The 24,541-nt window shown below is 71.4% G+C and carries 14 protein-coding genes and 2 pseudogenes; 5 read left to right on the plus strand and 11 right to left on the minus strand.

What is annotated here, in order from left to right:
• Window positions 1-201 precede the first annotated feature (201 nt).
• Window positions 202-456: a mycoredoxin gene (locus tag ACZ3IC_RS06265; RefSeq protein ID WP_467413076.1), complete on the plus strand. Its 255-nt coding sequence runs from the start codon at window positions 202-204 to the stop codon at window positions 454-456.
• A gap of 108 nt (window positions 457-564) precedes the next feature.
• Here ACZ3IC_RS06265 and nudC read toward each other — a convergent pair whose 3' ends face one another.
• The 3 genes from nudC to ACZ3IC_RS06280 are packed head-to-tail and all read right to left on the minus strand — an operon-like array spanning window position 565 to window position 6,444.
• Window positions 565-1,512, minus strand: coding sequence for an NAD(+) diphosphatase (gene nudC / locus ACZ3IC_RS06270; protein ID WP_467413079.1), 948 nt, complete (start codon window positions 1,510-1,512; stop codon window positions 565-567).
• 50 nt (window positions 1,513-1,562) lie between these two features.
• Window positions 1,563-2,957, minus strand: coding sequence for a dipeptidase (locus ACZ3IC_RS06275; protein WP_467413080.1), 1,395 nt, complete (start codon window positions 2,955-2,957; stop codon window positions 1,563-1,565).
• A 10-nt stretch (window positions 2,958-2,967) separates the two neighbouring features.
• Complete coding sequence (locus ACZ3IC_RS06280; protein WP_467413081.1) at window positions 2,968-6,444, minus strand: UvrD-helicase domain-containing protein; 3,477 nt, start codon at window positions 6,442-6,444, stop codon at window positions 2,968-2,970.
• A 218-nt stretch (window positions 6,445-6,662) separates the two neighbouring features.
• Between ACZ3IC_RS06280 and ACZ3IC_RS06285 the strand changes: the two genes are divergently transcribed.
• A complete protein-coding gene (locus ACZ3IC_RS06285) occupies window positions 6,663-7,571 on the plus strand; it encodes an SAM-dependent methyltransferase (protein ID WP_467413084.1) in 909 nt (302 codons plus the stop codon).
• 19 nt (window positions 7,572-7,590) lie between these two features.
• Here the strand turns inward: ACZ3IC_RS06285 and ACZ3IC_RS06290 are convergent, their stop codons facing one another.
• Together ACZ3IC_RS06290 and ACZ3IC_RS06295 are read right to left on the minus strand one after the other, a co-directional pair.
• Window positions 7,591-11,232, minus strand: a complete 3,642-nt coding sequence (locus tag ACZ3IC_RS06290; RefSeq protein ID WP_467413085.1) for an ATP-dependent helicase — start codon at window positions 11,230-11,232, stop codon at window positions 7,591-7,593.
• Window positions 11,233-11,444: 212 nt separating this feature from the next.
• Window positions 11,445-11,864: an MGMT family protein gene (locus tag ACZ3IC_RS06295; RefSeq protein ID WP_467413087.1), complete on the minus strand. Its 420-nt coding sequence runs from the start codon at window positions 11,862-11,864 to the stop codon at window positions 11,445-11,447.
• A gap of 221 nt (window positions 11,865-12,085) precedes the next feature.
• On the opposite strand from ACZ3IC_RS06295, the gene ACZ3IC_RS06300 reads away from it, so the two are divergent.
• The 3 genes and pseudogenes from ACZ3IC_RS06300 to ACZ3IC_RS06310 all read left to right on the plus strand — a co-directional run.
• Window positions 12,086-14,908: a lysylphosphatidylglycerol synthase transmembrane domain-containing protein gene (locus ACZ3IC_RS06300; RefSeq protein WP_467413090.1), complete on the plus strand. Its 2,823-nt coding sequence runs from the start codon at window positions 12,086-12,088 to the stop codon at window positions 14,906-14,908.
• Window positions 14,909-15,257: 349 nt separating this feature from the next.
• The gene (locus ACZ3IC_RS06305; RefSeq protein ID WP_467413091.1) at window positions 15,258-16,862 is read left to right on the plus strand and encodes an alpha/beta hydrolase; all 1,605 of its coding nucleotides are present in this window, start codon (window positions 15,258-15,260) and stop codon (window positions 16,860-16,862) included.
• A 132-nt stretch (window positions 16,863-16,994) separates the two neighbouring features.
• Window positions 16,995-17,163, plus strand: a pseudogene (locus ACZ3IC_RS06310) (alpha/beta hydrolase); the annotation flags it as partial.
• On the opposite strand, the pseudogene ACZ3IC_RS06315 reads toward ACZ3IC_RS06310, so the two are convergent.
• The 6 genes and pseudogenes from ACZ3IC_RS06315 to ACZ3IC_RS06340 all read right to left on the minus strand — a co-directional run.
• Window positions 17,157-17,444 (minus strand): annotated as a pseudogene (locus ACZ3IC_RS06315) (transposase); the annotation flags it as partial. The pseudogenes ACZ3IC_RS06310 and ACZ3IC_RS06315 sit on opposite strands and share 7 nt — an antisense overlap.
• 224 nt (window positions 17,445-17,668) lie before the next feature.
• A complete protein-coding gene (gene moeZ, locus ACZ3IC_RS06320; RefSeq protein WP_467413092.1) occupies window positions 17,669-18,847 on the minus strand; it encodes an adenylyltransferase/sulfurtransferase MoeZ in 1,179 nt (392 codons plus the stop codon).
• An 85-nt stretch (window positions 18,848-18,932) separates the two neighbouring features.
• Window positions 18,933-19,799, minus strand: a complete 867-nt coding sequence (locus tag ACZ3IC_RS06325; RefSeq protein ID WP_467413095.1) for a spherulation-specific family 4 protein — start codon at window positions 19,797-19,799, stop codon at window positions 18,933-18,935.
• Window positions 19,787-20,752, minus strand: coding sequence for an NAD-dependent epimerase/dehydratase family protein (locus tag ACZ3IC_RS06330; RefSeq protein ID WP_467413096.1), 966 nt, complete (start codon window positions 20,750-20,752; stop codon window positions 19,787-19,789). Before ACZ3IC_RS06330 ends, ACZ3IC_RS06325 begins: the two co-directional genes overlap by 13 nt.
• A 184-nt stretch (window positions 20,753-20,936) precedes the next feature.
• Window positions 20,937-22,364, minus strand: a complete 1,428-nt coding sequence (locus ACZ3IC_RS06335) for a hypothetical protein (protein WP_467413098.1) — start codon at window positions 22,362-22,364, stop codon at window positions 20,937-20,939.
• Between the two features lie 85 nt (window positions 22,365-22,449).
• Entirely contained in the window at window positions 22,450-24,333 is a 1,884-nt protein-coding gene (locus ACZ3IC_RS06340; protein ID WP_467413179.1) for a DUF3492 domain-containing protein, read from the minus strand.
• Window positions 24,334-24,541 lie beyond the last annotated feature (208 nt).

Below are 24,541 nucleotides of genomic sequence, written 5' to 3' on the forward strand. Positions count from 1 at the left end.
CAGGGGTGGTGGCCCGTCAGCACAGCGGTAGTGGCCCGCCGACGCAGCAGTGGTGGCCCGCCAATGCGGGGGTGGTGGTGGGAATGGTGGTCGGCTCGCGTACGTTCCCTCTCCGTGCGGCAACGCACTTTCCAGCTTCTCCGCGTGACGGATGAGACGGATGAGACAGACGAGTCTGATGAGACAGAGGAGCGCGAAGACATGACGGGCACTGTGACGATGTACAGCACCACGTGGTGCGGCTACTGCCGTCGGCTCAAGAGCCAGATGGACCGTGAGGGCATCGCGTACAACGAGATCAACATCGAGCAGGACCCGGACTCCGCGGCCTTCGTCGAGAAGGCCAACGGGGGCAACCAGACCGTTCCCACCGTCCTGGTGGTCGGCTCCACGGGTGTCGAGGCCGTCATGACAAACCCGTCCCTGGCCCAGGTGAAGCAGGCGCTCGCCGCCTGATCCCGCCGCTCCCGCGGTACAGGAACGCCCCCTTCCGGTCGGAGCACCGGAAGGGGGCGTTCCTGTACGTATCCGAAAGGCGCTGCCCAGTAAGCCGTGGGCCGTACGTCAGCCGACGCTGCCCGGCTTCGGGAGCGGCTTGCCGTACCAGAGCTCGATCAGGCGGGCGGCGATCGAGATGCCGAACGGGGGCAGGATCTCGCCCGACTCGAAGGCCGCCGTCAGGTCCTCGCGGGAGAACCACCGGGCCTCCTCGATCTCCTCGCCGTCCACGTTGATCTCGGGCGAGGTCGCCCGTGCCATGAAGCCGAGCATCAGGCTGGAGGGGAACGGCCAGGGCTGGCTGGCGATGTACTCGACCTCGCCGACCGTGACTCCCACCTCCTCGAAGACCTCGCGGGCCACGGACTGCTCGATCGACTCCCCCGGCTCGACGAAGCCCGCGAGCGTCGAGAAGCGACCCTCGGGCCAGTGGACCTGGCGGCCCAGCAGGGCGCGGTCCTGGTCGTCCGTCACCAGCATGATGACCGCGGGGTCGGTACGCGGGTAGTGCTCGGCGCCGCAGGCCGGGCAGCGGCGGATGTGACCGGCCGCCGCGATGACCGTGCGCTCGCCGCAGCGTGAGCAGAAGCGGTGCAGGCGCTGCCAGTTCTCCAGTGCCACCGCGTGCACCATCAGCCCCGCGTCGCGGGGGCCGAGCAGCAGTCCGGCCTCACGCAGGCCGGCCGGGCGGGCCGGCTGGTCCATGCGGCCGGGCAGGGAGTCCTTCTGGAGCGCGAAGTAGCTGACGCCGTCCTCGTCGGTACCGAGGAAGTAGCGGTGGGTCTCGGTGACCGGGGCCTCGAAGGCCGGGGTCATGACGATCTCCGTATTTCCGTCGGCCGTGTCATCAATCAGTACCTGCCCACCGGAGACGACGAACACGCGGGTGGTGGGGTGGCTCCAGGCGGCTGCCAGCCATGCCTCGTCGAGGCGGTGGTGCGCGGTGCGGTCGATGCCGCTGGGCGCGGTGAGAGCGATGGGCCGGTCCGTCGTGGCGTTGTCGAAGGTGCTCACAGGTGCTTCCTACTCCCCCGGGGTGGATCTGGATCGGGTGTTCAGAGGATTCAGCGGAGTGCGGCGGCCAGTTCGCCCCAGAGGTGGGCGGTCGTCTCCACGCCCTTGAGCAGGAGGTCGAGTTCGACCTTCTCGTTGGGGGCGTGCCAGCCGTCGGACGGTACGGAAATACCCAGGAAGAGGACGGGCGCGCCGAGCACGTCCTGCAGGTCGGCGGCGGGCCCCGAGCCTCCTTCCCGGGTGAAGAGGATCTTCTGGCCGAAGGCCCGTCCCATGGCGCGGGCCACGGCCTGCAGGGCGGGGTGGTCCAGCGGGGTCAGACAGGGGCGGGTGGCGGGGGCGAAGGTGATCCGGTGACGGACACCGGCCGGAACCTGCGCTTCGGCCCAGGCCCGGACCACTTGCTGGATGTGGTCGGGGTCCTGGCCCGCGACCAGCCGGAAGCTGATCTTCACCAGGGCGGAGGACGGGATGATCGTCTTGCTTCCGGCGCCCTGGTAGCCACCGCCGATGCCGTTGACCTCGGCGGTGGGGCGGGCCCAGATGCGTTCCAGCGTGGAGTGGCCGGCCTCGCCCGACACCGCTCGGGACTTGGCGGTGCGCAGCCAGGTCGCCTCGTCGAAGGGCAGTTCGGCGAAGAGTGCGCGCTCGGTGTCGGTGAGTTCCGTCACGCCGTCGTAGAAACCGGGGATCGCAACCCGGCCGTCCGCGTCGTGCAGTGCGGCGACGAGCCGGGCCACTGCGGTCGCCGGGTTGGGGACCGCGCCGCCGAACGACCCGGAGTGGATGTCCTGCTCGGGGCCGTACAGCTCGATCTCGCACTCGGCGAGGCCGCGCATGCCCGTACAGACCGTGGGGGTCGTCTCGTCCCACATGCCGGTGTCGGAGACGATCACGGCGTCGGCGGTGAGTCGGCCGGCCTGCTCCTCGACCAGGGTGCGGAAATTCGGCGAGCCGGACTCCTCCTCGCCTTCGATCAGCAGCTTGAGGTTGACGGCGGGGGTGGTGCGGCCGGTGGTGGCGAGGTGGGCCCGGACGCCCAGGGTGTGGAAGAACACCTGCCCCTTGTCGTCCGCGGCTCCGCGCCCGTACATGCGGCCGTCGCGGATCACCGGCTCGAACGGGTCGGTGTCCCAGCCGTCCTCGCGGGCGGCGGGCTGCACGTCGTGGTGCCCGTAGACGAGGACGGTCGGGGCATCCGGGTCGTCGGACGGCCACTCGGCGAAGACCGCGGGGGCGCCGGGCGTCTCCCAGATCTCGGTGATCGGGAAGCCGGTCTCCTCGAGCTTGGCGGACAGCCACTCGGCGCTGCGTCGTACGTCCCCGTCGTGGACCGGCTGGGCGGACACGGACGGGATGCGCAGCCAGGCGGCGAGGTCGTCGAGGAAGGCTGCACGGTGCTGTTCGGTGTACGTACGGACGGCGCTGTCCGGGGTGTCGCTCATGGCCTTGAGCCTATCGGCCCGTGGGAGGTGGCTCGTCCAGCAGGAGCCGCTCCAGCTCCGCCCGGCCCGGGAGGCGAGTGGGGCGGGCGGTCTCTCCGCTGCGTACGTACAGGAACGTGGCGGTGACATCGGTGAGCGGCAGGTCGTGCAGCTCGGCCCAGGCCAGGCGGTAGACCGCGAGCTGGAGGGGGTCGGCGGTGTTGGTGCGGGTGGTCTTCCAGTCGACGATCTCGTAGGTGTCCCCGGTGCGGTACACCGCGTCGATACGGCCCCGGATCACCCGGCCTGCCAGGGTGATCTGGAAGGGCGTCTCCACGCGGTACGGGGTGCGGCGGGCGTACGGGGTGCGCTCGAAGGCCTCCTTGAGCGCGGCGAGGTCGCGCTCGTCGGCGATCTCGGCGTCGCTCCCGTCGCCGCCGGGCAGTTCGTCCGGCCCGAGCATGGGCAGCGGCAGCTCCTCGAAGCGGGACTCCACCCAGGCGTGGAAACGCGTGCCGCGGCGGGCAGCGGGCTGTGGGGGCCGTGGCATGGGGCGGGCCAGTTCCTGGGCGAAGCCGTCGGGGTCGTCGGCGAGACGCAGCAGCTGGGTGGCGGAGAGCGAGGCGGGTACGAGGACGTCGCGCACGGTGGCGCGGGCGCGGCGCAGTTCGCCGGTGAGGGCGTCGAGGTCGCGGTCCCAGGAGGCGATGGTGCGGGATTCCTCGGGGGTGAGGCGGTGCTCCTGGGCGAGCTCGGCGGTACGGGCCGCCGGGACGTGTGGGGCGGGGGCCGGTGGGGGCTCGGTCGGCAGCGCGTCCCAGTCGTCGGCCTCGTCGGGGTACGCCTCACTGTCGGGGAACGGGGCGCCGTCGGGGAACAGGCCGTCGTCGTACGGGTCGCCGTACGGATCCGGGGCCTCGTCGGGGTACGCCGCGTCGTCGAGGAACTCGGCATCGGACGACGCCTCGTACGCATCCGGCGTACTCCCCGCCGTGGCCAGGGCTTCCAGATGCGCCATCACCGTGTCCGCGGCGGCCCGGCGGCGGGTCAGGGCGGTGTCGTCGAGGGGAAGCGGCCACGCCCGGTCGGCCTCCTTCTCGGCGAGCGCCGGATTCTCCTCGTCCTCGGCCGGTTCGTCCGCCCAGGCCTCGATCTCGCCGTGTCCGGCCGCGCAGTGCTCGTACAGCGCGTGCAGGAAGTCGGACGGGCCGCGCGGCTTCTTCTGGGTCGGACCCCACCAGTGGCCGGAGCCGAGCAGCAAGGTGCGGGGCCTGGTGAAGGTGACATATCCCAGGCGGAGCTCCTCGGTGTGCTGGTGCTCCTTCATCTCCTCCTTGAAGCCCTTGAGACCCTTGGCGTCCCAGGTGTGGATGGCGGGGAGGGTGGCGGTGTCCCCGCGCAGGGCGTGCGGGAGGACCTTCGACTGGGAGGTCCAGGCGTCGCGGGACTGGCTGCTGGGGAACTGGCCGGTGACCAGGCCGGGTACCGCGACGACGTCCCACTCCAGGCCCTTGGACTTGTGGGCGGTGAGGACCTTGACGGTGTTCTCGCCGCCGGGCAGGGCGTTGTCCAGGCCCTTCTCGTACTGGACGGCGGTGCGCAGGAAGCCCAGGAAGGCGAGGAGGGTGGCCTCGCCGTCGACGGCGGCGAAGCGGGCCGCGACGTCGAGGAAGTTGGCGAGGGTCTCGCGGCGGCGGGCGGCCAGGGCGTGCGGCGATGCCGAGAGTTCGACCTCCAGGCCGGTGGTGGCGAGGACGCGGTGCAGTACGTCCATCAGGGGGTCGGCCAGCGAGCGGCGCAGGTCGCGCAGTTCGGCGGCCAGGCGGGCGAAGCGGATGCGGGCCTCGGTGGAGAACGGAAGTCCGTCGTCCTCCCCTCCGCCCGATTCGAGGAAGGTGTCCAGCGCGTCGGCGAGAGAGATCACTTCGGCCGGGTCGATGCCTTCGACGGCCTCGGCGAGGCGGCGGTCGGGGTCGAAGCCGTCCTCGTCGCTGTGGGCCGCGCGGTGCACGAGGAGACGGGCGCGGCGGCCGAGGAGCGCGAGGTCACGGGGGCCGATCCGCCAGCGGGGGCCGGTGAGCAGCCGGACCAGGGAGGCGTTGGCGCCGGGGTCCTGGAGGACCTCGCAGACCGCGACGAGGTCGGCGACCTCGGGCAGGTGCAGCAGCCCCGACAGGCCGACGACCTCGACCGGGATGTCGCGGGCCACCAGCGCGGCCTGGATCTCGGGGAAGTCGCCCGCGGTACGGCACAGGACGGCGATCTCGCCGGGCGCCTTTCCGGTCGCCACGAGGTGGGCGATCGAATCGGCGAGCCAGCCGATCTCTTCGGTGTGGGTGCGGAGCAGGGCGCAGCGGACGACGCCGTCGCGCTCGGCGCCCGGGGCGGGGCGCAGTGCCTCGACACCTTCGTGCATGGCGCGCAAGGGGGTGGCGAGGCCGTTGGCGAGGTGAAGGAGGCGGCCACCGCTGCGGCGGTTCTCGCTGAGGGAGTAGCGGGTGGCGGGGGTGCCGTCGGCGTGCGGGAAGTGGAGCGGGAAGTCGTCGAGGTTGGCCACGGAGGCACCGCGCCAGCCATAGATCGCCTGGCAGGGGTCGCCGACGGCCGTGACGGCATGGCCGGTCCTCCCTTCGGGACCGCGGCCGAAGAGGGCGGAGAGCAGCAGGCGCTGGGCGACGGAGGTGTCCTGGTACTCGTCGAGCAGCACGACGCGGAATTCGTCGCGCAGGATCGCGCCGACCTCCGGGCGGGTGAGGGCCAGCTCGGCGGAGAGGGCGATCTGGTCGCCGAAGTCGAGGAGGTCGCGGCTTTTCTTGGCCTCGCGGTAGCGCCGGGTCAGCTGCAGCAGCTCACGGCGGGCCTCCGCCGTCTCGGGGATCTTGCGCAGTTCGGCGTTGGTGAGCCGGGCAGATTCCAGCGTGCGCAGCAGGTCGGTGTCGTACTCCGCGAGCTGTTCGGGTCGTACGAGATGCTCGGCCAGCTCGGCGTCGAGGGCCAGCAGATCGCTGACCAGGGTGGGGAACGACCTGGTCAGGGCCGGATAGGGGCCGGGCGCCTCGCGCAGTACGCGGGCGGCGAGCTGGTAGCGGGTGGCGTCGGCGAGGAGGCGGGTGGTGGGTTCGAGGCCGATGCGCAGCCCGTGCTCGGTCAGGAGTCGGCCGGCGAACGCGTGGTACGTCGAGATGCTGGGCTCGCCCGGCGGGTTGTCCGGGTCGATGGTGTCCGGATCGGTGACCCCGGCCGCGACCAGGGCCTTGCGGACGCGTTCGGCGAGCTCGCCCGCCGCCTTGTTGGTGAAGGTGAGTCCGAGGACCTGCTCCGGGGCGACCTGACCCGTCCCCACCAGCCACACCACGCGCGCCGCCATCACCGTGGTCTTCCCCGAACCGGCTCCGGCCACGATTACCTGAGGGGCGGGCGGCGCTGTGATGCAGGCCGTCTGCTCCGGGGTGAACGGGATCCCCAGGAGCTCCTTGAGCTGCTCGGGATCGGTGATACGAGAGGACACCCGTCAGAGGCTAACCGGGCGCACCGACAATGTGCGGGGGCCGCCGGGCGGTCCGGGAGGCCCGGTGGCCCGGTGGCCCGCAACAAGCCCGCCCGGTGGCCCGCGACAGGGTGGCCCGGTAGCCCGCGACTCCGGTAGTCCGCGACAGGGTGGCCCGGTAGTCCGGGTCCGGACTACTTTGGGGTCGATCACCTCAACTTTCTTGCGAGGACGGCCCCATGAGCACCGCTGCATCCGGTCCCGACGTCTCCGGCCTGCACCAGCGCATCGATACGACGAAGGCGCATCCGGCCCGGGTGTATGACGTATTTCTCGGCGGCAAGGACAACTACCCAGCCGATCGTGAGGCGGCGGCCGCCGCGCTCGCGGCCAATCCGCGCGGCTACCTCGATGTGCGGCACAACCGGGACTTCGTGCGCCGCGCTGTGACGTCCCTGGTCACCGAGGCCGGCATCCGGCAGTTCCTCGATATCGGCACCGGGCTGCCGACGCAGGAGAACGTGCACCAGATCGCCCAGCGGATCGCCCCGGACTCCCATGTCGTCTACGTCGACAACGACCCGGTGGTGCTGGTCCACGCACAGGCCCTGCTCGTCAGCTGTCCCGAGGGGAGGACCGACTACATAGAGGCCGACCTCCACGACCCGGAGAAGATCCTCGACCTCGCCCGGCGCACGCTGGACTTCGACCGGCCGGTCGTGCTCGTGCTCGCGGCCGTCCTTCACTTCATCGAGGACGCGGAGGCGTACGGCATCGTCGAGAACCTCGTCGATGCCCTGCCCCCGGGCAGCCATGTCGTGCTGAGTCACCTCACCGAGGATCTCAATCCGGTACAGATCGGCAAGGTGGCCGCGACGTACACGGAGCGGGGGTTCTCCTTCGTTCTGCGTTCCCGTGCCGCGGTCGAGCGGTTCCTGACCGACAACGGCCTGGAGGCACTGGAGCCCGGTGTCGTGCCCGCCCACCACTGGCACCCGGATCACCCGGCGGGCCGCTCCGGGGCGAACGAGGTGGATCCGGAGTTCCTTGCGGGTCTCGACGCCATCGACAGGACCCGGTATCTGGACATCGGTGATGTCACCGACGAGGACATCAACGTCTACGTCGTGGTGGCCCGCAAGCCCTGACCGAGGGGCAGGAAGGCGCTCACTCCAGGATGTGACGTCCCTCCGGCTGTGCGCTGCACGAGGCCCGGAAGGTGCAGTGCGTGCAGTGCTGGCCGGTCGTGGGGGTGAAGCGTTCGTCAAGGACCCGGCCGGCGGCCGTGGCCAGCAGGTCGGAGACCCACTCGCCGGAGAGCGGTTCCTGGGCCTGCACCTTGGGGAGGGTTTCGCCGCCCTCCTTCTTGGGGGCGGGCTGGCGCAGCTGTACGAGTTCGGCGCCGCCGGGCACGGGACGGCGGCCGTCGAAGACCTCGTCGACCGCCCCTTCCCGTACGGCCAGCTGGTACACGGCGAGCTGGGGGTGGCGGGTGACCTCGTCCTTGGTCGGGGACTGCTTGCCGGTCTTGAAGTCGACGACGTACGCCCGGCCCTCGGCGTCCTGTTCGACCCGGTCCATGGATCCCCGGATGCGTACCTCGTACTCCCCCGCCTCCAGCGTCACGTCGAAGTCGTGTTCGCTCGCGGCGGGGGTGCGGCCGACTCTGTCCATGACATGCCAGCGCAGGAAGCGTTCGAGGGCGACCCTGGCCTGTTCCTTTTCCTGCTGGGACTTCCAGGGGGCGTCGAAGACGAGGCCGTCCCAGACCGAGTCCAGCCGCTCCATCAGGACGGCCAGATCGGCGGGGGTGCGTCCGGAGGCCACTTCGTCGGCGAGTACATGGACGACGTTGCCGAAGCCCTGTGCGGCCGTCGCCGGGGCGTCCGCCTTCACCTCGCGGCCCAGGAACCACTGGAGCGCGCATGTGTTGGCGAGCTGATCGAGCGCGCTGCCGGAAAGGGCCACGGGCTGGTCCCGGTCGCGGAGCGGGGCGGCGGAGCGGGTCGGCTCGTACAAGCCCCACCAGCGGTAGGGGTGGGCCGCGGGTACGAGCGGCTGGCCCTCGTCGTCGGTGAGCGCGGCGAGGCGGGCGAGGCGGTGGGCGGCCTCCTCGCGCAGGGCGTCGGAGGCGTCGGGGTCGACGGTGGTGGCGCGGAGTTCGGCGACGAGCGCGGCGACGGCGAGGGGGCGGCGCGGGCGGCCCGGGACGTCGCGGGGTTCGACGCCGAGTTCGGTGAGGAAGCGGGACGGCTGGTCGCCGTCGTCTGCGGGCGCCTTGACCGCGGTGACGACGAGACGTTCGCGGGCGCGGGTCGCCGCGACGTAGAAGAGGCGGCGCTCCTCGGCGAGGAGGGCGCCGGGGGTGAGCGGTTCGGCCAGGCCGTCGTGGCCGATCCGGTCCGCTTCGAGCAGCGAACCTCGGCGGCGCAGGTCCGGCCAGAGTCCTTCCTGCACACCTGCGACGACGACGAGGCGCCACTCCAGGCCCTTGGACCTGTGCGCGGTCATCAGCCGTACGGCGTCGGGGCGCACCGCACGCCTGGAGAGGGTGTCTGCGGCGATGTCCTGTGCGTCGACCTCCTCCAGGAAGTTGAGCGCGCCGCGCCCGCCGGTGCGTTCCTCGGCACGGGCGGCGGTGTCGAAGAGCGCGCAGACGGCGTCGAGGTCGCGGTCGGCGTTACGGCCACCGGCGCCCCCGCGCATCGCGGCACGCTCCAGTCGCCCCGGCCACGGGGTGCCGGCCCACAGCTCCCACAGTGCCTCTTCCGCAGTACCGCCGCCTTCGAGGAGCTCACGCGCCTTGCGCAGGAGCGCGCCGAGGCGCTGGGCGCCGCGGGCGTACGCCGGATCGTGCGCGACGAGCCGCTCGGGCTCGGCGAGTGCGCGGGCCAGCAGGTCGCCGGAGGGCGCCGGTACGCGATTCCCGGCGGCCCGTTCCTCGTCGCGCAGAGCGCGGCCGAGCCGGCGCAGGTCGGCCGCGTCCATGGAGCCGAGGGGGGAGGTGAGGAGGGTCAGGGCGGTCTCGGTGTCCAGCCAGGCGGGCGCTCCGGTGGCGGAGGGCTGGCCGGGGGCCTGATCGGGTCTATGGCCGAAGGCCTGGCCGGGTTCCTGGCCGGGTTCCTGGCCGAAAGCGTGGTCGGGCTCCTGGCCGGAGGCCTGGTTGGGCTCCTGGCCGGGCTCCTGACCGAAGGCCTGATCGGCTTCCTGACCAGGGGCCTGGCCGAAGGCGTGGTCGGGCTCCTGACCAAAGGCCTGGCCGAAAGCGTGGTCGGGCTCCTGGCCGGAGGCCTGGCCGGGTTCCTGACCAGGGGCCTGGCCGAAAGCCTGGCCGGGTTCCTGGCCCGAGGCCCCCGCCTCTGTCTCCGCGCCCAGCGCACCCCGGCGCAGTGCCGCGGTGGCGACCGCGCGGAGGGCCGTCAGAAGCGGGGCCACCGCCGGTTCGTGGCGCAGGGGGAGGTCGTCACCGTCGATCTCCAGGGGGACACCCGCCGCTGTCAGGGCCCGGCGCACCGAGGGGATCGTGCGGCCTCCGGCCCGTACGAGCACCGCCATCTCGTTCCACGGGACACCGTCCTCCAGATGCGCCCGGCGCAACAGATCGGCGATGTTGTCGAGCTCGGCGGAGGCGGTCGGATAGGTGTGCGCCTCCACGCTGCCGCCCTCGCGGACCGCGGCGAGCTCCCGGTGGGCGCGGACCTTCGCCGAGGGCAGCCGGGTCAGCGGCATCCGGCGGGTGAGCAGCCGGGTGGCGGCCAGCAGCTGTCCGCCGGAGCGGCGCGAGGTGGTGAGGACGCCGACCGGGGCCGGGGCGCCGTCCGCCCGCCGGAACGTCTCCGGGAAGTCGAGGATGCCGTTCACGTCGGCGCCCCGGAACGCGTAGATCGACTGGTCCGGATCACCGAAGGCGATCAGGTCCCGGCCGCCCCCGGTGCCCGGGGCACTCCCCCGGTTGCCGGCCAGCGCGTGCAGCAGTCGCACCTGTGCCGGGTCCGTGTCCTGGTACTCGTCCACGAACACCGCGTCGTACTGCCCGGCCAGCAGCGCCGACACCTCGGGGCGCTCCGCGAGCAGCACGGCCCGGTGCACCAGCTCCGCGTAGTCCAGCACCCCCTGCGCATCCAGCACATCCAGGTACTCGGCGAGGAACCCTGCGGCGGCGCCCCAGTCCGGCCGGCCGGTGCGGCGGGCGAAGTCGGCCAGCGCGTCCGCGCCCAGGCCCAGCTCACGGCTGCGGGCGAGCACCGCCCGTACCTCATCGGCGAAACCACGCGTGGTCAGACAGGCCCGCAGCTCGTCGGGCCAGCGGATGTGCGCGAAGCCGTCCTGTTCCAGTTCGAGCTGGCCGGCGAGCAGCTCGCGGACGGTGACGTCCTGCTCCGGTCCGGAGAGCAGCCGCATAGGTTCGGCGAAGAGATCTGCGTCCTGGTGGGCGCGGACCAGTGCGTAACAGAAGGAGTGGAACGTGGTGGCCTGCGGACCGCGGGCGGCACCGAGCCGGGCGGCCATCCGGTCGCGCAGCTCCACGGCGGCCTTGCGGCTGAAGGTGAGCACCAGGATGCGGGCCGGGTCGCCGCCGCGTGCGACGCGTGCGGCGACCGCCTCGACGAGCGTGGTCGTCTTGCCGGTGCCGGGCCCGGCGAGCACCAGGAGCGGGCCGCCGGGGTGATCAACCACCGCGCGTTGCGCCGCGTCCAGGAGAGGGGGGTCCACGGAGCCCGGCGGGGTGCGCACCAGTCGGTACGCGCCCGCGGTCCGCTGCCGTGCCTGACGGTGCGGACTGTGCCGGGTGAAGGAGGAGGAGCTCACGTGGATCGCCGGTCCTGGTGGGTGTACTGGTGATGAGGGTGCGGTGCCTGCCGCGAACTGACGACGCTACGCCAGCGGCGGCGCGGTACGGGGCGAGTCCGCTGCGTACCTCGTCACGTTCCGCGTCGCAGGTGCCGTCGCGGAACGCGTCGTATTCCACACCACGCGCCGGGCCCGGCACCGCCCGCTGCGCCCCCGAATGGCGGAAGCTGTCAGTTGTGAGCACCTCCGCCCTTCTCCACGTCCGCGTCCGCACCACCGGTGACGCCGTCCCACCGCGCCCGCCTCATGTCGAGGCGCGGCAGATGGCCCTCCGCGCTGCGCGACGCCTCGCGCAGCGGGGTGCTCTCCTCGCGGTAGTGGTCCAGCGCCCGCAGTTCGTGGCCGGGCAGCAGCGCCCCGTCGGCGCGCACCACGCGCCACCACGGCACCGCGGCCCCGTACAGCGCCATGACCCGGCCGACCTGGCGCGGGCCGCCATCGCCCAGCCACTCGGCGACATCTCCGTACGTCATGACACGGCCGGGCGGGATCAGCTCGGCTACGTCGAGCACCCGCTCCGCGTACTCCGGCAACTCGTCACTCGTGCGGTCACCGCTCGTCCGGTCGCCGCTCGTCCGGTGTTGGCTCATCCGGCCCATCCTGCCGTACGCCACCGACAGCCCCGCCCGATCCGCGTGCGTCCTTCGGCGGGACGTGCGTGCGGGAGCAAAGGAGCGTATCTTGCGCTTCGCGCGTCCGTGCAGCGCACCCTGATGCCCGCCTTTGTCGCCGGGCCGTGCCACCATCGTGCGGGCGGTGACCGGTGATACGAGAACACGAAGACCAATCAGAGGCGACGAAGGAGCAGGGCGTGCAGCCACCGAAGGCGGCGGACGCCCCTGACACCGACCCGTACCCGCACGCATCGGACGCGCCCGCCGAAACGCCCGGTGCGGAGCAAGGGACGCCCGGTACGGAGCAGGAACCGCCCGTCCCGGGACAGGGGAAGGCCCCCGAGCACCTGGCCGGTTCGACGCTCTCCACCGCCGCGGCGGAACAGGCCGAGCGCGTCTCGGGCGACGAACCACTGCTCCCCGCCCGGGTGCACCGCCCCTCCGATCTCATGCGGCTCCTCATCGGGGTCCTGGCGATCGTCGTCCTGTTCTCGATCGCCGCGTTCGCCCACGGCACGACCACCGGTCTCGAACAGGACATCAACAAGGGCACCGGCCAGGCGCCCGACATCCTGATCAAGATCGCCGGTCTGGTATCCAGCATCGCCGTACTGCTCGTCCCGGTCGCCTTCGCCATCGAGCGGCTGATCAAACGCGACGGGCTACGGATCGCGGACGGCGTGCTCGCCGCCGTACTGGCGCACGGCGTCACACTCGCCACCGACCTCTGGGTCGCCAGGTCCGCCCCCGACACCATCCAGGACGCCCTGACCCAGCCGCAGCCCGGTGCCGCGCTCACCGATCCCGTACACGGCTATCTCGCACCCGTGATCGCCTATATGACGGCGGTCGGAATGGCGAGACGGCCGCGCTGGCGGGTCGTGCTGTGGGTGGTGCTGCTGCTCGACGCGTTCACCATGCTGGTCGGCGGCTACACGACCCCGTTCTCGATCGTCCTCACCGTGCTGATCGGCTGGACCGTGGCGTACGGCACGCTGTACGCGGTCGGCTCGCCGAACGTACAGCCGACCGGTCAGCATCTGATGGGCGGTCTGCGCCATGTCGGCTTCCGCCCGGTCTCCGCGATGCGCGCCGAGGACACTCCCGACTCCGGCGACCAGAACGACCGGGGGCGCCGCTACCTGGTCACCCTGGAGGACGGGCCACCACTCGATGTGACGGTCGTCGACCGCGAGCAGCAGGCCCAGGGCTTCTTCTACAAGCTGTGGCGCAGGCTCACCCTGCGCGGCATCACCCAGCGCCGTTCGATCCAGTCGCTGCGTCAGGCGCTGGAGCAGGAGGCGCTGCTCGCTTACGCGGCGATCGCCGCCGGGGCCAACGCGCCCAAGCTGATCGCCACCTCCGAGCTCGGGCCCGACGCCGTGATGCTGGTGTACGAGCACATCGGCGGCCGTTCCCTGGACGCGCTGGAGGACTCGGAGATCACCGACGAGCTGGTGCGCGGCGCCTGGCGTCAGGTGAAGGCTCTCCAGTCGCGGCGGATCGCACACCGCAGGCTCACCGGCGACGCCATCCTCGTGGATCGTTCCGGCAAGGTGTTCGTCACCGATCTGCGCGGCGGCGAGATCGCGGCCGGTGATCTGGTCCTGCGCATGGATGTCGCCCAGCTGCTGACCACCACGGGGCTGCGGGTGGGCGCCGAGCGTGCCGTTGCCGGCGCTCTGGAGGTGCTCGGGCCCGACGCCGTCGCAAACTGTCTGCCGCTGCTTCAGCCGATCGCACTGAGCCGCTCCACCCGGGCGACCCTCCGCCGGCTCGCCCGGGAACGCTCGCAGCGCGAGCGCGAGGCGGTGCTCGAGGCGTCGAACGCGGCCAAGCGTGCCAGGGCTCTCGAACAGGGGGCGGGGTCCGAGGCATCGAAGGAGACGGCCACCGCCGGTACGGCTCCGGGCCACAAGGCCGACCTCAAGGTCACCCGCAAGTCGCACCGTAACCAGAAGCAGGCCGATAAGCGGGCCATGGACAACGCTCTGGAAGAGGTGCGCGAGGAGGACCTGCTCTCCCAGATGCGGCAACAAGTACTGCGGATCCGGCCGCAGGCACCGGTCGAACCCGTCCGGCTGGAGCGCATCAAGGCGCGCACCCTGGTCAGCTGCATCGCCGGCGCGATCGCCGCGTACTTCCTCATCTCGCAGGTCACCCAGGCCGACTTCGGTACGGTCGTCGAGGCGCAGTGGGGCTGGGTGGCGGCCGCGGCCGGCTTCTCCGCCCTCAGCTATGTCGCGGCGGCGATGAGCCTGCTGGGCTTCGTGCCGGAGCGGGTGCCGTTCGGCAAGACGGTGCTGGCACAGGTCGCCGGGTCCTTCGTGAAGATCGTCGCCCCGGCCGCGGTCGGCGGTGTGGCGCTGAACACCCGCTTCCTCCAACGTGCCGGAGTACGTCCGGGGCTCGCCGTGGCGAGCGTCGGTGCCTCGCAGCTGTTCGGTCTCGGCTGCCACATTCTGCTGCTGGGGGCTTTCGGCTATCTGTCCGGTACCGAGAAGACCCCGTCCTCGCTCACCCCTTCCAGGGCCGTGATCGCCGGGCTGCTGACGGTCGCCGTGCTGGTGCTGGTGGTGACGGCGGTTCCGTTCCTGCGGAAGTTCGTGGTGACGCGGGTGCGGTCGCTGTTCGCCGGAGTCGTTCCGCGCATGCTCGACGTGGTGCAGCGGCCACAGAAGCTGCTGACGGGCATCGGCGGAATGCTGCTGCTGACCGGTCTGTTCGTGATGTGTCTGGACGCGTCGGTCCGGGCGTTCAGCGGTCCGGATGTGCCGCATCTCAGTTACGCGAGCATCGCGGTGGTCTTCCTGGCCGGTAACGCGCTGGGGTCGGCGGCGCCCACACCGGGCGGGATGGGCGCGGTCGAGGGTGCGCTGACGCTGGGGCTGATCGCGATCGGCCTGCCGAAGGAGGTCGCGGCACCGGCCGTTCTGCTGTACCGCCTGCTGACGCTGTGGCTGCCGGTGCTTCCCGGCTGGCTCTGCTTCAACCATCTGACGCGCAAGGGCGAGCTGTGACCCGTAAGGACCGGCCCTGACGGCTTCTCAGCCCTCAGCCGTCAGCTCCCAGCCGTCGGACGGGCTTGTCCGTGGGACCGGTCGCATGTCCGCAAGGCCGGTCGCATGTCCGTAGGGCCGGTCGCGTGTGTCCGCAAGGCCGGAGACGTGCCCGCAAGGCCGGTCGCGTATGCCTGCAAGGCCGGAGACGTGCCCGCAAGGCCGGTCGCGTATGCCTGCAAGGCCGGACGCATGTCCGCAAGGCCGGACGCCGTGCCCGTAAGGCCGGACGGGCGATCGAATCGCCCCCGGCCACCCACTTGGGCGGGTGTCTCGTGCACCGGTCCGGTTCCCGCCGCACGATGGGGCTATGAGGACCTCCCCTGCCCTACGTGCCACCGCTCTCGCTGCCGCCGTCACCGTGCTCCTTCCCATCACCGCCTGCTCGGAGAGCGGCAACAAGGACGACCCGGACGGGCCGCAGAGATCTCCGCTGGCGGCGAATGCCGCCGAGGCGAACAGCTCCGGCGACCTCGCTTCTCAGCAGCTGACGTGGAAGCCCTGCCCTGCCCCGTCCCCGGCGCAGGGCAGCGGATCGGTCCCGTCGCCCCTGCCCGGCGGCACCCCCTGGGAATGTTCCTTCATGAAGGTCCCGCTCGACTACGCGAAGCCTCACGGCAAGACGATCGAGCTGGCACTCATCCGGGCCAGGGCCACGAACCCTGACAAGCGGATCGGCTCCCTCATCTTCAACTTCGGCGGCCCCGGCGCCTCCGGGGTCGCCACCCTGCCCGCCTTCGGCACCATCTACGACAAGCTTCGCGCTGGCTACGACCTGGTCAGCTTCGACCCGCGCGGGGTCGGTGGCAGCGCGGGCGTGGAGTGCAAGACCGACCATCAGCTCGACGCCCGCTTCGAGATCGACGGCACTCCGGACACCACCGCCGAGGTGAATGCCCTCGTCGAGGACACCAAGTCGTTCGCGTTGGCCTGCGAGAAGAACTCCGGCACGGAGCTCCCCTACGTCGGCACCACCAACACCGCCCGCGACATGGATCTGATGCGTCAGGTGCTCGGTGACAAGAAGCTGCACTACTTCGGCATCTCGTACGGCACCGAACTGGGCGGCGTCTACGCCCACTTGTTCCCGCAGAACGTCGGCAGGTCGGTGCTGGACGCGGTGATCGATCCGACCCAGAACTACGAGCAGACCTCCCTCAGCCAGGCCAAGGGGTTCCAGCTCGCGCTGGACAACTTCACCAAGGACTGCGCGGACCGCGGCGACGCCTGCAGGCTCCCCGGTGCCACCGGGAAAGAGGTCGAGCAGGGGATCTTGGATCTTCTCACCCGGCTGGAGAAGAAGCCGATCCCCGGGATCGGGAACCGGCAGCTGACCCAGACCCTCGCCATCACCGGCATCGCGGCCGCCCTCTACTCCCGCCAGACCTGGCCGTTGCTGGAGCAGGGAGTGGACGAGGCCGACGGCGGGAGCGGTGCGCTGCTCCTCGCCCTCGCGGACTCTCTGAACGGCCGTTCCGACAACGGTCACTACAACAACTCGATGGCCGCCAACACCGCCATCAGCTGTGCCGACTCCAAGCTGCGGTTCACCGTGGACCAGGCCAAGGCGAGGCTTCCGGAGTTCCGGTCCGCCTCGTCGGTCTTCGGTGACTACCTGGGCTGGGGCCTGATGGCCTGCACCGGCTGGCCGGTGGCAGGCGCCTGGGACACCCCGGACGTCAGCGCCCCGGGCGCGGCCCCCATCCTCGTCATCGGCAACACCGGCGACCCGGCGACCCCGTACAAGGGGGCGAAGGCGATGGCCGACGCGCTGGGCAAGGGCGTCGGTGTGCAGATGACGTACGAGGGCCAGGGGCACGGCGCGTACAACAGCGGCAATGCCTGTGTGCAGAAGGTCGTGGGCGGCTACCTGCTGGAGGGCAAGGTTCCGGCGGCCGGGACCGTCTGCAAGTAAGCCTCGACCACGGACGGCCTGGCATGGGCGCACTTTCTGTACGTTGTATGTGCAGGAACATCGGGGAGGAACGTACGCGGCCGCTGCCGACCGGCTCGGGTCGCGAACGCCGCGCTGCCCGCCGCCCTCACCCGCGACAAGGGCCGGCGCCTCGGCTCGATGCTGTTCAACTTCGGCGGCCCCGGCGGTTCGGGGGGTCTCGATACTGCCGCGCGCGGCCGACTCGTACGGGAAGCTCAACGCCCGCTACGACCTGGTGAGTTTCGACCCGCGCGGGGTCGCGGGCAGCGCAGGGTCCAGGCCGAGCAGAAACTTCCAGTCCATCCGGGCCCGCACCTGGTCAGCGGCCTGCCGGTCGGTCAGCCCCTCCGCGTACTGCAACACCGATACCAACGCCAACGCCCCCGGCGAGACAGCTGGACGTCCCCGGACAGCGAACGCTCCGGCGAACGCCTCGTCCTCAAACAGCGGGCCCAACGCCTCCCGGATCCGCACCGCCAGCGTCCCCTTGGGAAAGGCCGCCCGCACCACCCGGGCCGTCAGCTCAGGCACCCCCTGATCCACACGCGGCTCCAGCGACATCCCTCTCGGCCCACCCACGACCACAACAACCATGGAAGACCAACGAACCAGCCCTGCTCGAATCACGCATTTCTCAGCAGAGTCCTTCAGCCCGGTGCACTGCGAATAAACCCGGTAGCTCAATCCTGAAGCCCGGTGCACTGCGAATAGACCCGTTAGCGCAGATCCGGGGTACGCCGAAGGGGCCGGTCCGCAGCGGACCGGCCCCTTCGAGGTGTTCGGACTCAGTACACCGGCTTCTCGGGCTCGATCTGGTTGACCCAACCGATCACGCCGCCGCCCACGTGCACCGCGTCGGCGAAACCCGCCGACTTGAGGACCGCGAGGACCTCGGCGCTGCGGACACCGGTCTTGCAGTGCAGGACGATGCGCTTGTCCTGCGGGAGGTCCTGGAGGGCGCTGCCCATCAGGAACTCGTTCTTCGGGATCAGCCTGGCGCCGGGGATCGAGACGATCTCGAACTCGTTCGGCTCACGGACGTCGATGATCTCGATCTTCTCGTCCGTGTCGATCCACTCCTTGAGCTGCTTGGGAGTGATCGTGGAGCCGAGCGCCGCCTCCTGGGCCTCCTCGGACACGACGCCGCAGAAGGCCTCGTAGTCGATGAGCTCGGTGACGGTCGGGTTCTCGCCGCAGACCGCACAGTCGGGGTCCTTGCGGACCTTGACCTGGCGGTACTGCATCTCCAGGGCGTCGTAGATCATCAGTCGGCCGACCAGCGGGTCGCCGATACCGGTGATCAGCTTGATGGCCTCGGTGACCTGAATGGAGCCGACGGAGGCGCAGAGCACACCGAGCACGCCGCCTTCGGCGCAGGAAGGGACCATGCCCGGCGGGGGCGGCTCCGGGTAGAGGCAGCGGTAGCAGGGGCCGTGCTCGGACCAGAAGACGGACGCCTGGCCGTCGAACCGGTAGATCGAACCCCAGATGTACGGCTTGTTCAGCAGTACGGCCGCGTCGTTGACCAGATAGCGGGTGGCGAAGTTGTCCGTGCCGTCCACGATCAGGTCGTACTGGGCAAAGATGTCCATCACATTGTCGGCTTCGAGCCGCTCCTCGTGAAGGACCACATTCACGTACGGGTTGATGCCCAGTACCGAGTCCTTGGCGGACTCGGCCTTGGAGCGGCCGATGTCCGTCTGGCTGTGGATGATCTGGCGCTGCAGGTTCGACTCGTCGACCTCGTCGAACTCCACGATGCCGAGCGTGCCGACACCGGCGGCGGCCAGGTACATCAGGGCCGGCGAACCGAGACCGCCGGCGCCGACACACAGCACCTTCGCGTTCTTCAGCCGCTTCTGTCCGTCCATCCCGACATCCGGGATGATCAGGTGACGGGAGTACCTGCGGACCTCGTCGACGGTGAGTTCAGCAGCTGGCTCGACCAGGGGTGGCAGCGACACAGGAACCTCAACAATGCAGGTGGCCGGTTTCTACGTACTTCATCTACGTACGGTTGTTCTTGCCGTAACACTGCCACGCCCCTGCTCATTCCGAGATACCTGGTCCGATCCGCGAGACGATTTCGTCCCAGTACCTGGGCAGCGCCGCGAATGGGTCCGTTTGTCCGCGTCGGCCGTCCCGGTCCGTGAAGAAGATGGTGCCCGCGCCCTGCCAACGGGCAATGCGCATGGCCTCTTCGAGGTGGGTGCGCGGGACGCTGTGGACGAAGTGGGCAAACCGCTCCGGTGGGTAGGCGGCGGTCCACTCCGCCACCTGCGACCAGCGGTAGTCGGTCCACGGTCCGGAGAAGGTGACCAACTGGTCGGCGGCCTCCGCATAGCCCGGATACGGATGGGTGCCCAGCCCCAGCACCAGCAGCCCGCCCCCCTCCCCGCAGTCGCCGCCGCTGCCCCTGACCCTGCCCCTGTCGCTGTCGCTGTCGCTGTCGTCGAAAAGTGTGGCGAGTGTGCTCGTGAGACGGCGGACCGCCGGGAGGTCGGCACGCTCGGCCGGACACCGCCCGAGATAGAAGCCGTCGACGCGATACCAGTCGCAAAAGGACTGCGCGTCGGCGATCAGCTCCCCGAAGGGACGGCTGCCGTAGGCCAGATCGAGATGGCCGAGCAGTCGGCCGCCCGCCGTCCGGACGGAGTCCTGCGAGCCCTCGCCGTGCACGGCCCGCTCCCGTGCGTTGCGGAGTCGGCCCGCGGCCTCCAGGCAGTGCGGATCGGGGCGGGCACCGGGGCCGTTGTCGATACTGAGAACCGCCCAGTGCAAAGGGGTGCCGGGACGGGTGAGCTCGGCCCACTCGGTGGGGGCGAGCAGCGGATGCGCGTAGCCGGGGACGCCGAAGCCGAGCTGCTCGGCGCCGCTGGTCCTGCGTGCGGTGTCGGTGGGGGTCAGATACGGCACGCCGCCTCCATCCAGATGTCGGCGAGGGACTCCTCCAGATTGATCCGGGGGCGCCAGCCGAGCCGGTCCCTGGCGGTGCGGACGTCGGCCTGCTGCCAGGCCCCGCAGCCGTCCGGATAGGGGGACGGGGTCGCCGAGAGATGCTCGATGACCGACTCGGTCGAGGTGCGCTGGGCGCCAATGGGCACCCGGGGCGGGGGCGCGTCGAGTTCGTGGAGTGTGCCCGCGTATCCGGCGACCCTGGCGAGGACGGCGGCGGCGTCCCGAAGCCGCACGGCGCGGCCGGTACCGATGTTGACGACGCCCTGCGCGGCGGAGAGCGAGGCGGCGTGCACGGCGCGCGCGACATCGCGTACGTCGACGAAGTCGCGCTGCACGCCGAGGCCGCTGAGCTTCAGCTCGCCGTCGCCGGACTGCATGGCCCGGCGCATCGCCTCGGCGAGCCTGCCGAGCGGGGAGCCGGCCGGGGTGCCGGGGCCGACCGGGGAGAAGACCCGCAGCACAACCGCGTCGAGGCCGGAGCCGAGGACCAGTTCGGTGGCGGCGAGTTTACTGACGCCGTACGGGCCGCCGGGGCGCGGAATTGCGTCCTCCGCGGTCGATGAGCCGGGCTGCGAGGGCCCGTACTCCGACGAACAGCCGACCTGGACGAGCCGGGCCGTACAACCGCTGCGCCGCATCGCCTCGCAGACGGTGGCGACGGCGACAGTGTTGTGCCGGGTCAGATCGCGGGCCCCTCCGCGGGTGGCGCCCGCGCAGTTGACGACGACTCCGGGGTGGACGGCGTCCAGGAAGCGGGTCAGCGCGCCGGGGCTTCCGCTGGCGAGGTCGAACCGTACGTCGGCGTCGTCACCGCGACCGAGCGCGGTGAGGTGAACGGCGGGGTCGGCGAGCAGGCGGTCGGCCACGAACCGGCCGAGGAATCCGTTGGCTCCGAGCAACAGCACCCTCATCGCGCGCCCCCTTGGTGCCGACGGCGGACTGCCGGTGCGGGGGATTGGGGGGTCATGTTCGGTGTCTCCTTGAGGAAGTGAATGCGGTACGGGGCGGGGCAGGGGCCCGCGGCGTCGGCTCCGCGGGGGCGTACAGGTGGTTCGTATGTGAGGGTGGAGCGGTGGTGCGGGTGCGGTCGCGGGGTTACACGGTGGTGCGGGTCTCGTCGCCGGGCTGAGCCGGGGTGTGGGCGGATGCCCGGGAGAGGGCGACGGTGGCGGTGATCAGCAGCCCGAGCGCGGCTGCGCCACAGGCGACGGCGGGTACGGCTCCGGTGCCGGCCGCCACGACGAGGGAATCGACGGGGCGGGCGAGGAAGTGCAGACCGGGCAGCCGCCCGGCCAGGACCAGGGCGGGTGCCAGCGCTTCGACGGCGCAGGCGGCGGCGAGCCCCATAGCAGCAGGCTCGGGGAAGCCGTGCACGGTCAACAGCCGGGCCAGCAGGAGCAGCACACCGAGCGCGGCCGCGCCGACGAAGGCGCCGCCTCCCCCGTATCCCAGGTGCGCGAGGTACAGCAGCCCGGCGAGGACGCACAGGTGGAGTGCGACGGTTCCGAACAGCAGGGGGCGCACCCCTGCGGCGAACTCTTCCAGTGCGCGGCTTCCGATGAGTTTGCGGTGCGCGTGTACGGAGAAGAGGTGCGTGCACCAGGCGGCCGGGGCGACAGAGAGGGCCAACCCCAGCAGCGGTGCGGGGGTGAGCGTCCAAGGGCCTTCTGGGCCGCCGCTGAGTACCTGGTCGAGCAGCGCGTTGCCGTACAGGGCATATCCGAGGAGCCAACAGCCGTACACATGGGCGGTGCCGGAGGAACGGCCCTCGGCATGCAGGGGGCCGCTGCGCAGGCTGAGGGTGAGGCCGATGAGGGCGACGAGCGCTCCGGCGAGGGTGATCGCAAGCCGTCCCTGGCCACCGAGCACCCCCTCGGTGAGCCTCAGTGCGCCGGCGGTCGCGATGCAGGCGGCGCCCGGCACCAGTGCGCGGAGCGACCACGCGGCGCGCGTCTCGGTGTCACGCTCCGGCGCGCGAAGTCCTGTTGCGGTCTCCCCCGTCACGCCGGGTACCCGTGCGAAGAGTTCCTCGGCGAGCGAGAAGACGTCGCGGTGCCGGTAGCGGGCGGCAGCGCGGTCGGTGACGCCATGCGCTTCGAGCCCGGCGGCGATCGCCAGCGGATCGACGGCCCGCTCGCACAGTTCGCGGTGGCGGTGCATCAGCGATTTCACGGGGTCGGCGGGACCGCGGCGCGAGGCGTTCAGCTTGCGCGCCGGAGCGGCGCGCGCGATCTCGGGTGCGCGGGGGGCAGCAGCCCGCTCTGTGGCGGCCTGCTCTGAGGGGGCTTTCTCTGTGGCTTTCGGTGCGGGGGCGGGCTCCGTGTCGGCGGGAGCTGTCACAGGTGCGGCCTCGGCATCGGAAGCCCTGCCGGGAACAACCGGGTCCGGGCTCGGCGGACCCCACACCGGCTCCGACATCTCGGCGGCGAAGGTATCGGAGACCAGCGCCCAAGAACGGAGGTCCCAGCTTCCGCCGGTGGTCGGTGTGGCGGGTGCGTCGGAGACCTCGGTCGGGCGGCCCATGGTGATTCCTCCGTGATCGTCGCCGACTGCACCGGACCGTCCGGGCCCGCCGCTACGGCCCGGCCCAACCGTCCTTTGTTCCTCTTCAGACATCGCCGTCACCCGCTCCCCGCACTCCCGCGCAGATGGCCCGGAGCTCGGCGGCCCAACTAGGCGTGCGGTCGACCGCGGCTGCCGGGGCGGGACTCGAGCCCGTCCACGGGCCCAGGACATGCGCCTCGGGCGGGGTGGCGAACGGGCGCGGTGCGCCGTCGGCGTTCACCGCGTCGACCTCCCTGCGCATGGGGGCGTGCGAGATCAGCTCCAGGTAAATGCCGCGAAATGCCGCGAGGTTCTGTTCGACGGTGAAGAGTTCGAGCGCCCGGGCGCGTGCCGCCGCTCCGAGCCGTGCGCGGCGCTCGGGGTCGCGCAGCAGCGCGAGGCACGCATCGGCGAGCGCCCGGGGGTTTCGCGGGGGCACCACGAGCCCGGTACCGCCGATGACTTCGACGACCGCGCCGACATCCGTCGACACTGTGGCCCGTCCGCAGAACATCGCCTCGACGAGACTGATGGGGAAGCCTTCGACGACGCTGGAAAGGACGACGACCCCGCCCGCCGCATAGGCCTCCGACAGGCCCTCCACCTCGGCTCCGCCGATGTCCTCGAAGGAGACCGGGTTGTCGCCGACGGCGTGCGCGTCCGTGGCCTCGTCGGGGAACAGCTGGGCGGCGAGCGTCCGGCAGTGGGCGAGATAGGTGGCGCCTTCCGGGCCCCGAGCCGCCGCGCCGATGATCCGCAGTCGGGCCTCCGGTTCGGCCTTCCGTACCTCCACGAAGGCGTGCAGCAGCGCGATCAGGTCCTTGGCGGGCTCTATCCGGCCGACCCAGACCAGTGTGTCGTCGGGTCCGCTGTCACCGCTCTCCCCCAGCGCCGTGAACCGACCGGACTCCATGCCGGGGTAGACGGTGCGCAGCTTCTCGCGCTCGGCACCGCACCGTTCCTGCCAGCGGCGGGCATGGGTGTTGCCGGGGGTGATGAGTGCGGCCTGCCGGTACACCTCGGTGGCGAGCCGGCCGTGGAAGCCGGCGAGCAGGGCGCGTACCGGCGCACTCAGGGAAGTGCCGGCCGCGGCGAGGTAGTGCGCCCGCAGATGCACGCCGTGCTCGGTGACCAGCAGCGGTACCCCGAAGAAGCGTTTGGCCAGCAGTCCCGGCAGGGCGGCGGCACCGCCGGACGTGGCATGGCAGAGATCGACCGCGCCAAGGCTCTCCTCGTCGTACCAGTCGAGGGAGAGCGGGCGCAGCACCCGGTCGAGTTCCCGGGCGAAGGCGAGGAGGTCGGGGACGGTGGCGGTCTGAACGGTGCGCCCTGCGCCCGGAGCGCGGCAGGCGGCTTCGAGTACGCGTACGGCGGTCTCGGAGCGGAGCGCCGTGGGAAGCCCCCCGTGTTCGCGGGCCAGTTCGGCGAGTCCGTACAGGCCCTCCGTGAACTGGGCGTCCGCGATGCCGACGGCCGTACGCCCGATACGCCTCTCTTCGCTCCGTTCGCCAAAACCCGCGTCCCCGCTCACGCCCGGACGAAGGCCCCCGCCCCCGCCCTCGCGCGCATTCCCGACGTCGCCCTCGCCGCCCGTCGCATCCACTGCGCAGACCGAGGTCGCGAGAGCCGTGAAGTGCGCCGTGAAGCACTCCCGTTCGCGCCGCCCGTAAAGACGTCCGCCGCCGCTCGTCACCATCCGGGCGAGCAGCCCCTTGAGGGCGTGGGTGCCCAGGAAGTCCTCGCCGGCCGTCCACAGCGGCGCCGTTCGCACCCGGCTGACCTGCGGCGGGAGCGGGACCCAGCCCCGCGCCTCCTGCTCGGCGGAGCGGCTGAGCGCGAAGAGGTCGAACTCGTGCTGCGTGAGTCCGCGCACCAGACGGTCGCACCAGAGTCTGGACTCACCGGTCGCATACGGATAACCACCGTCGGTGAGGAGTCCGATCCGCACGAGCACACCCCCGATCTCCCTTGTGGGCGGCCGCCGTTGGAACGGCGGCTCACAGCGGGACGACCGTAAGCGGATACGTCGGTGGGGGGGGGGGGGGGGGGGGGGGGGGCCCCCCCCCCCGGGGGGGCGCGGGGGGGGGGGGGGCCCCCGCGCCGGGGGGGGGGGGGGGGGGGGCCAAAGTTTGTTGCGGGGGGGGGGCGCGGCCCGC

The sequence above is a fragment of the Streptomyces sp. NPDC002958 genome, from assembly GCF_055563255.1.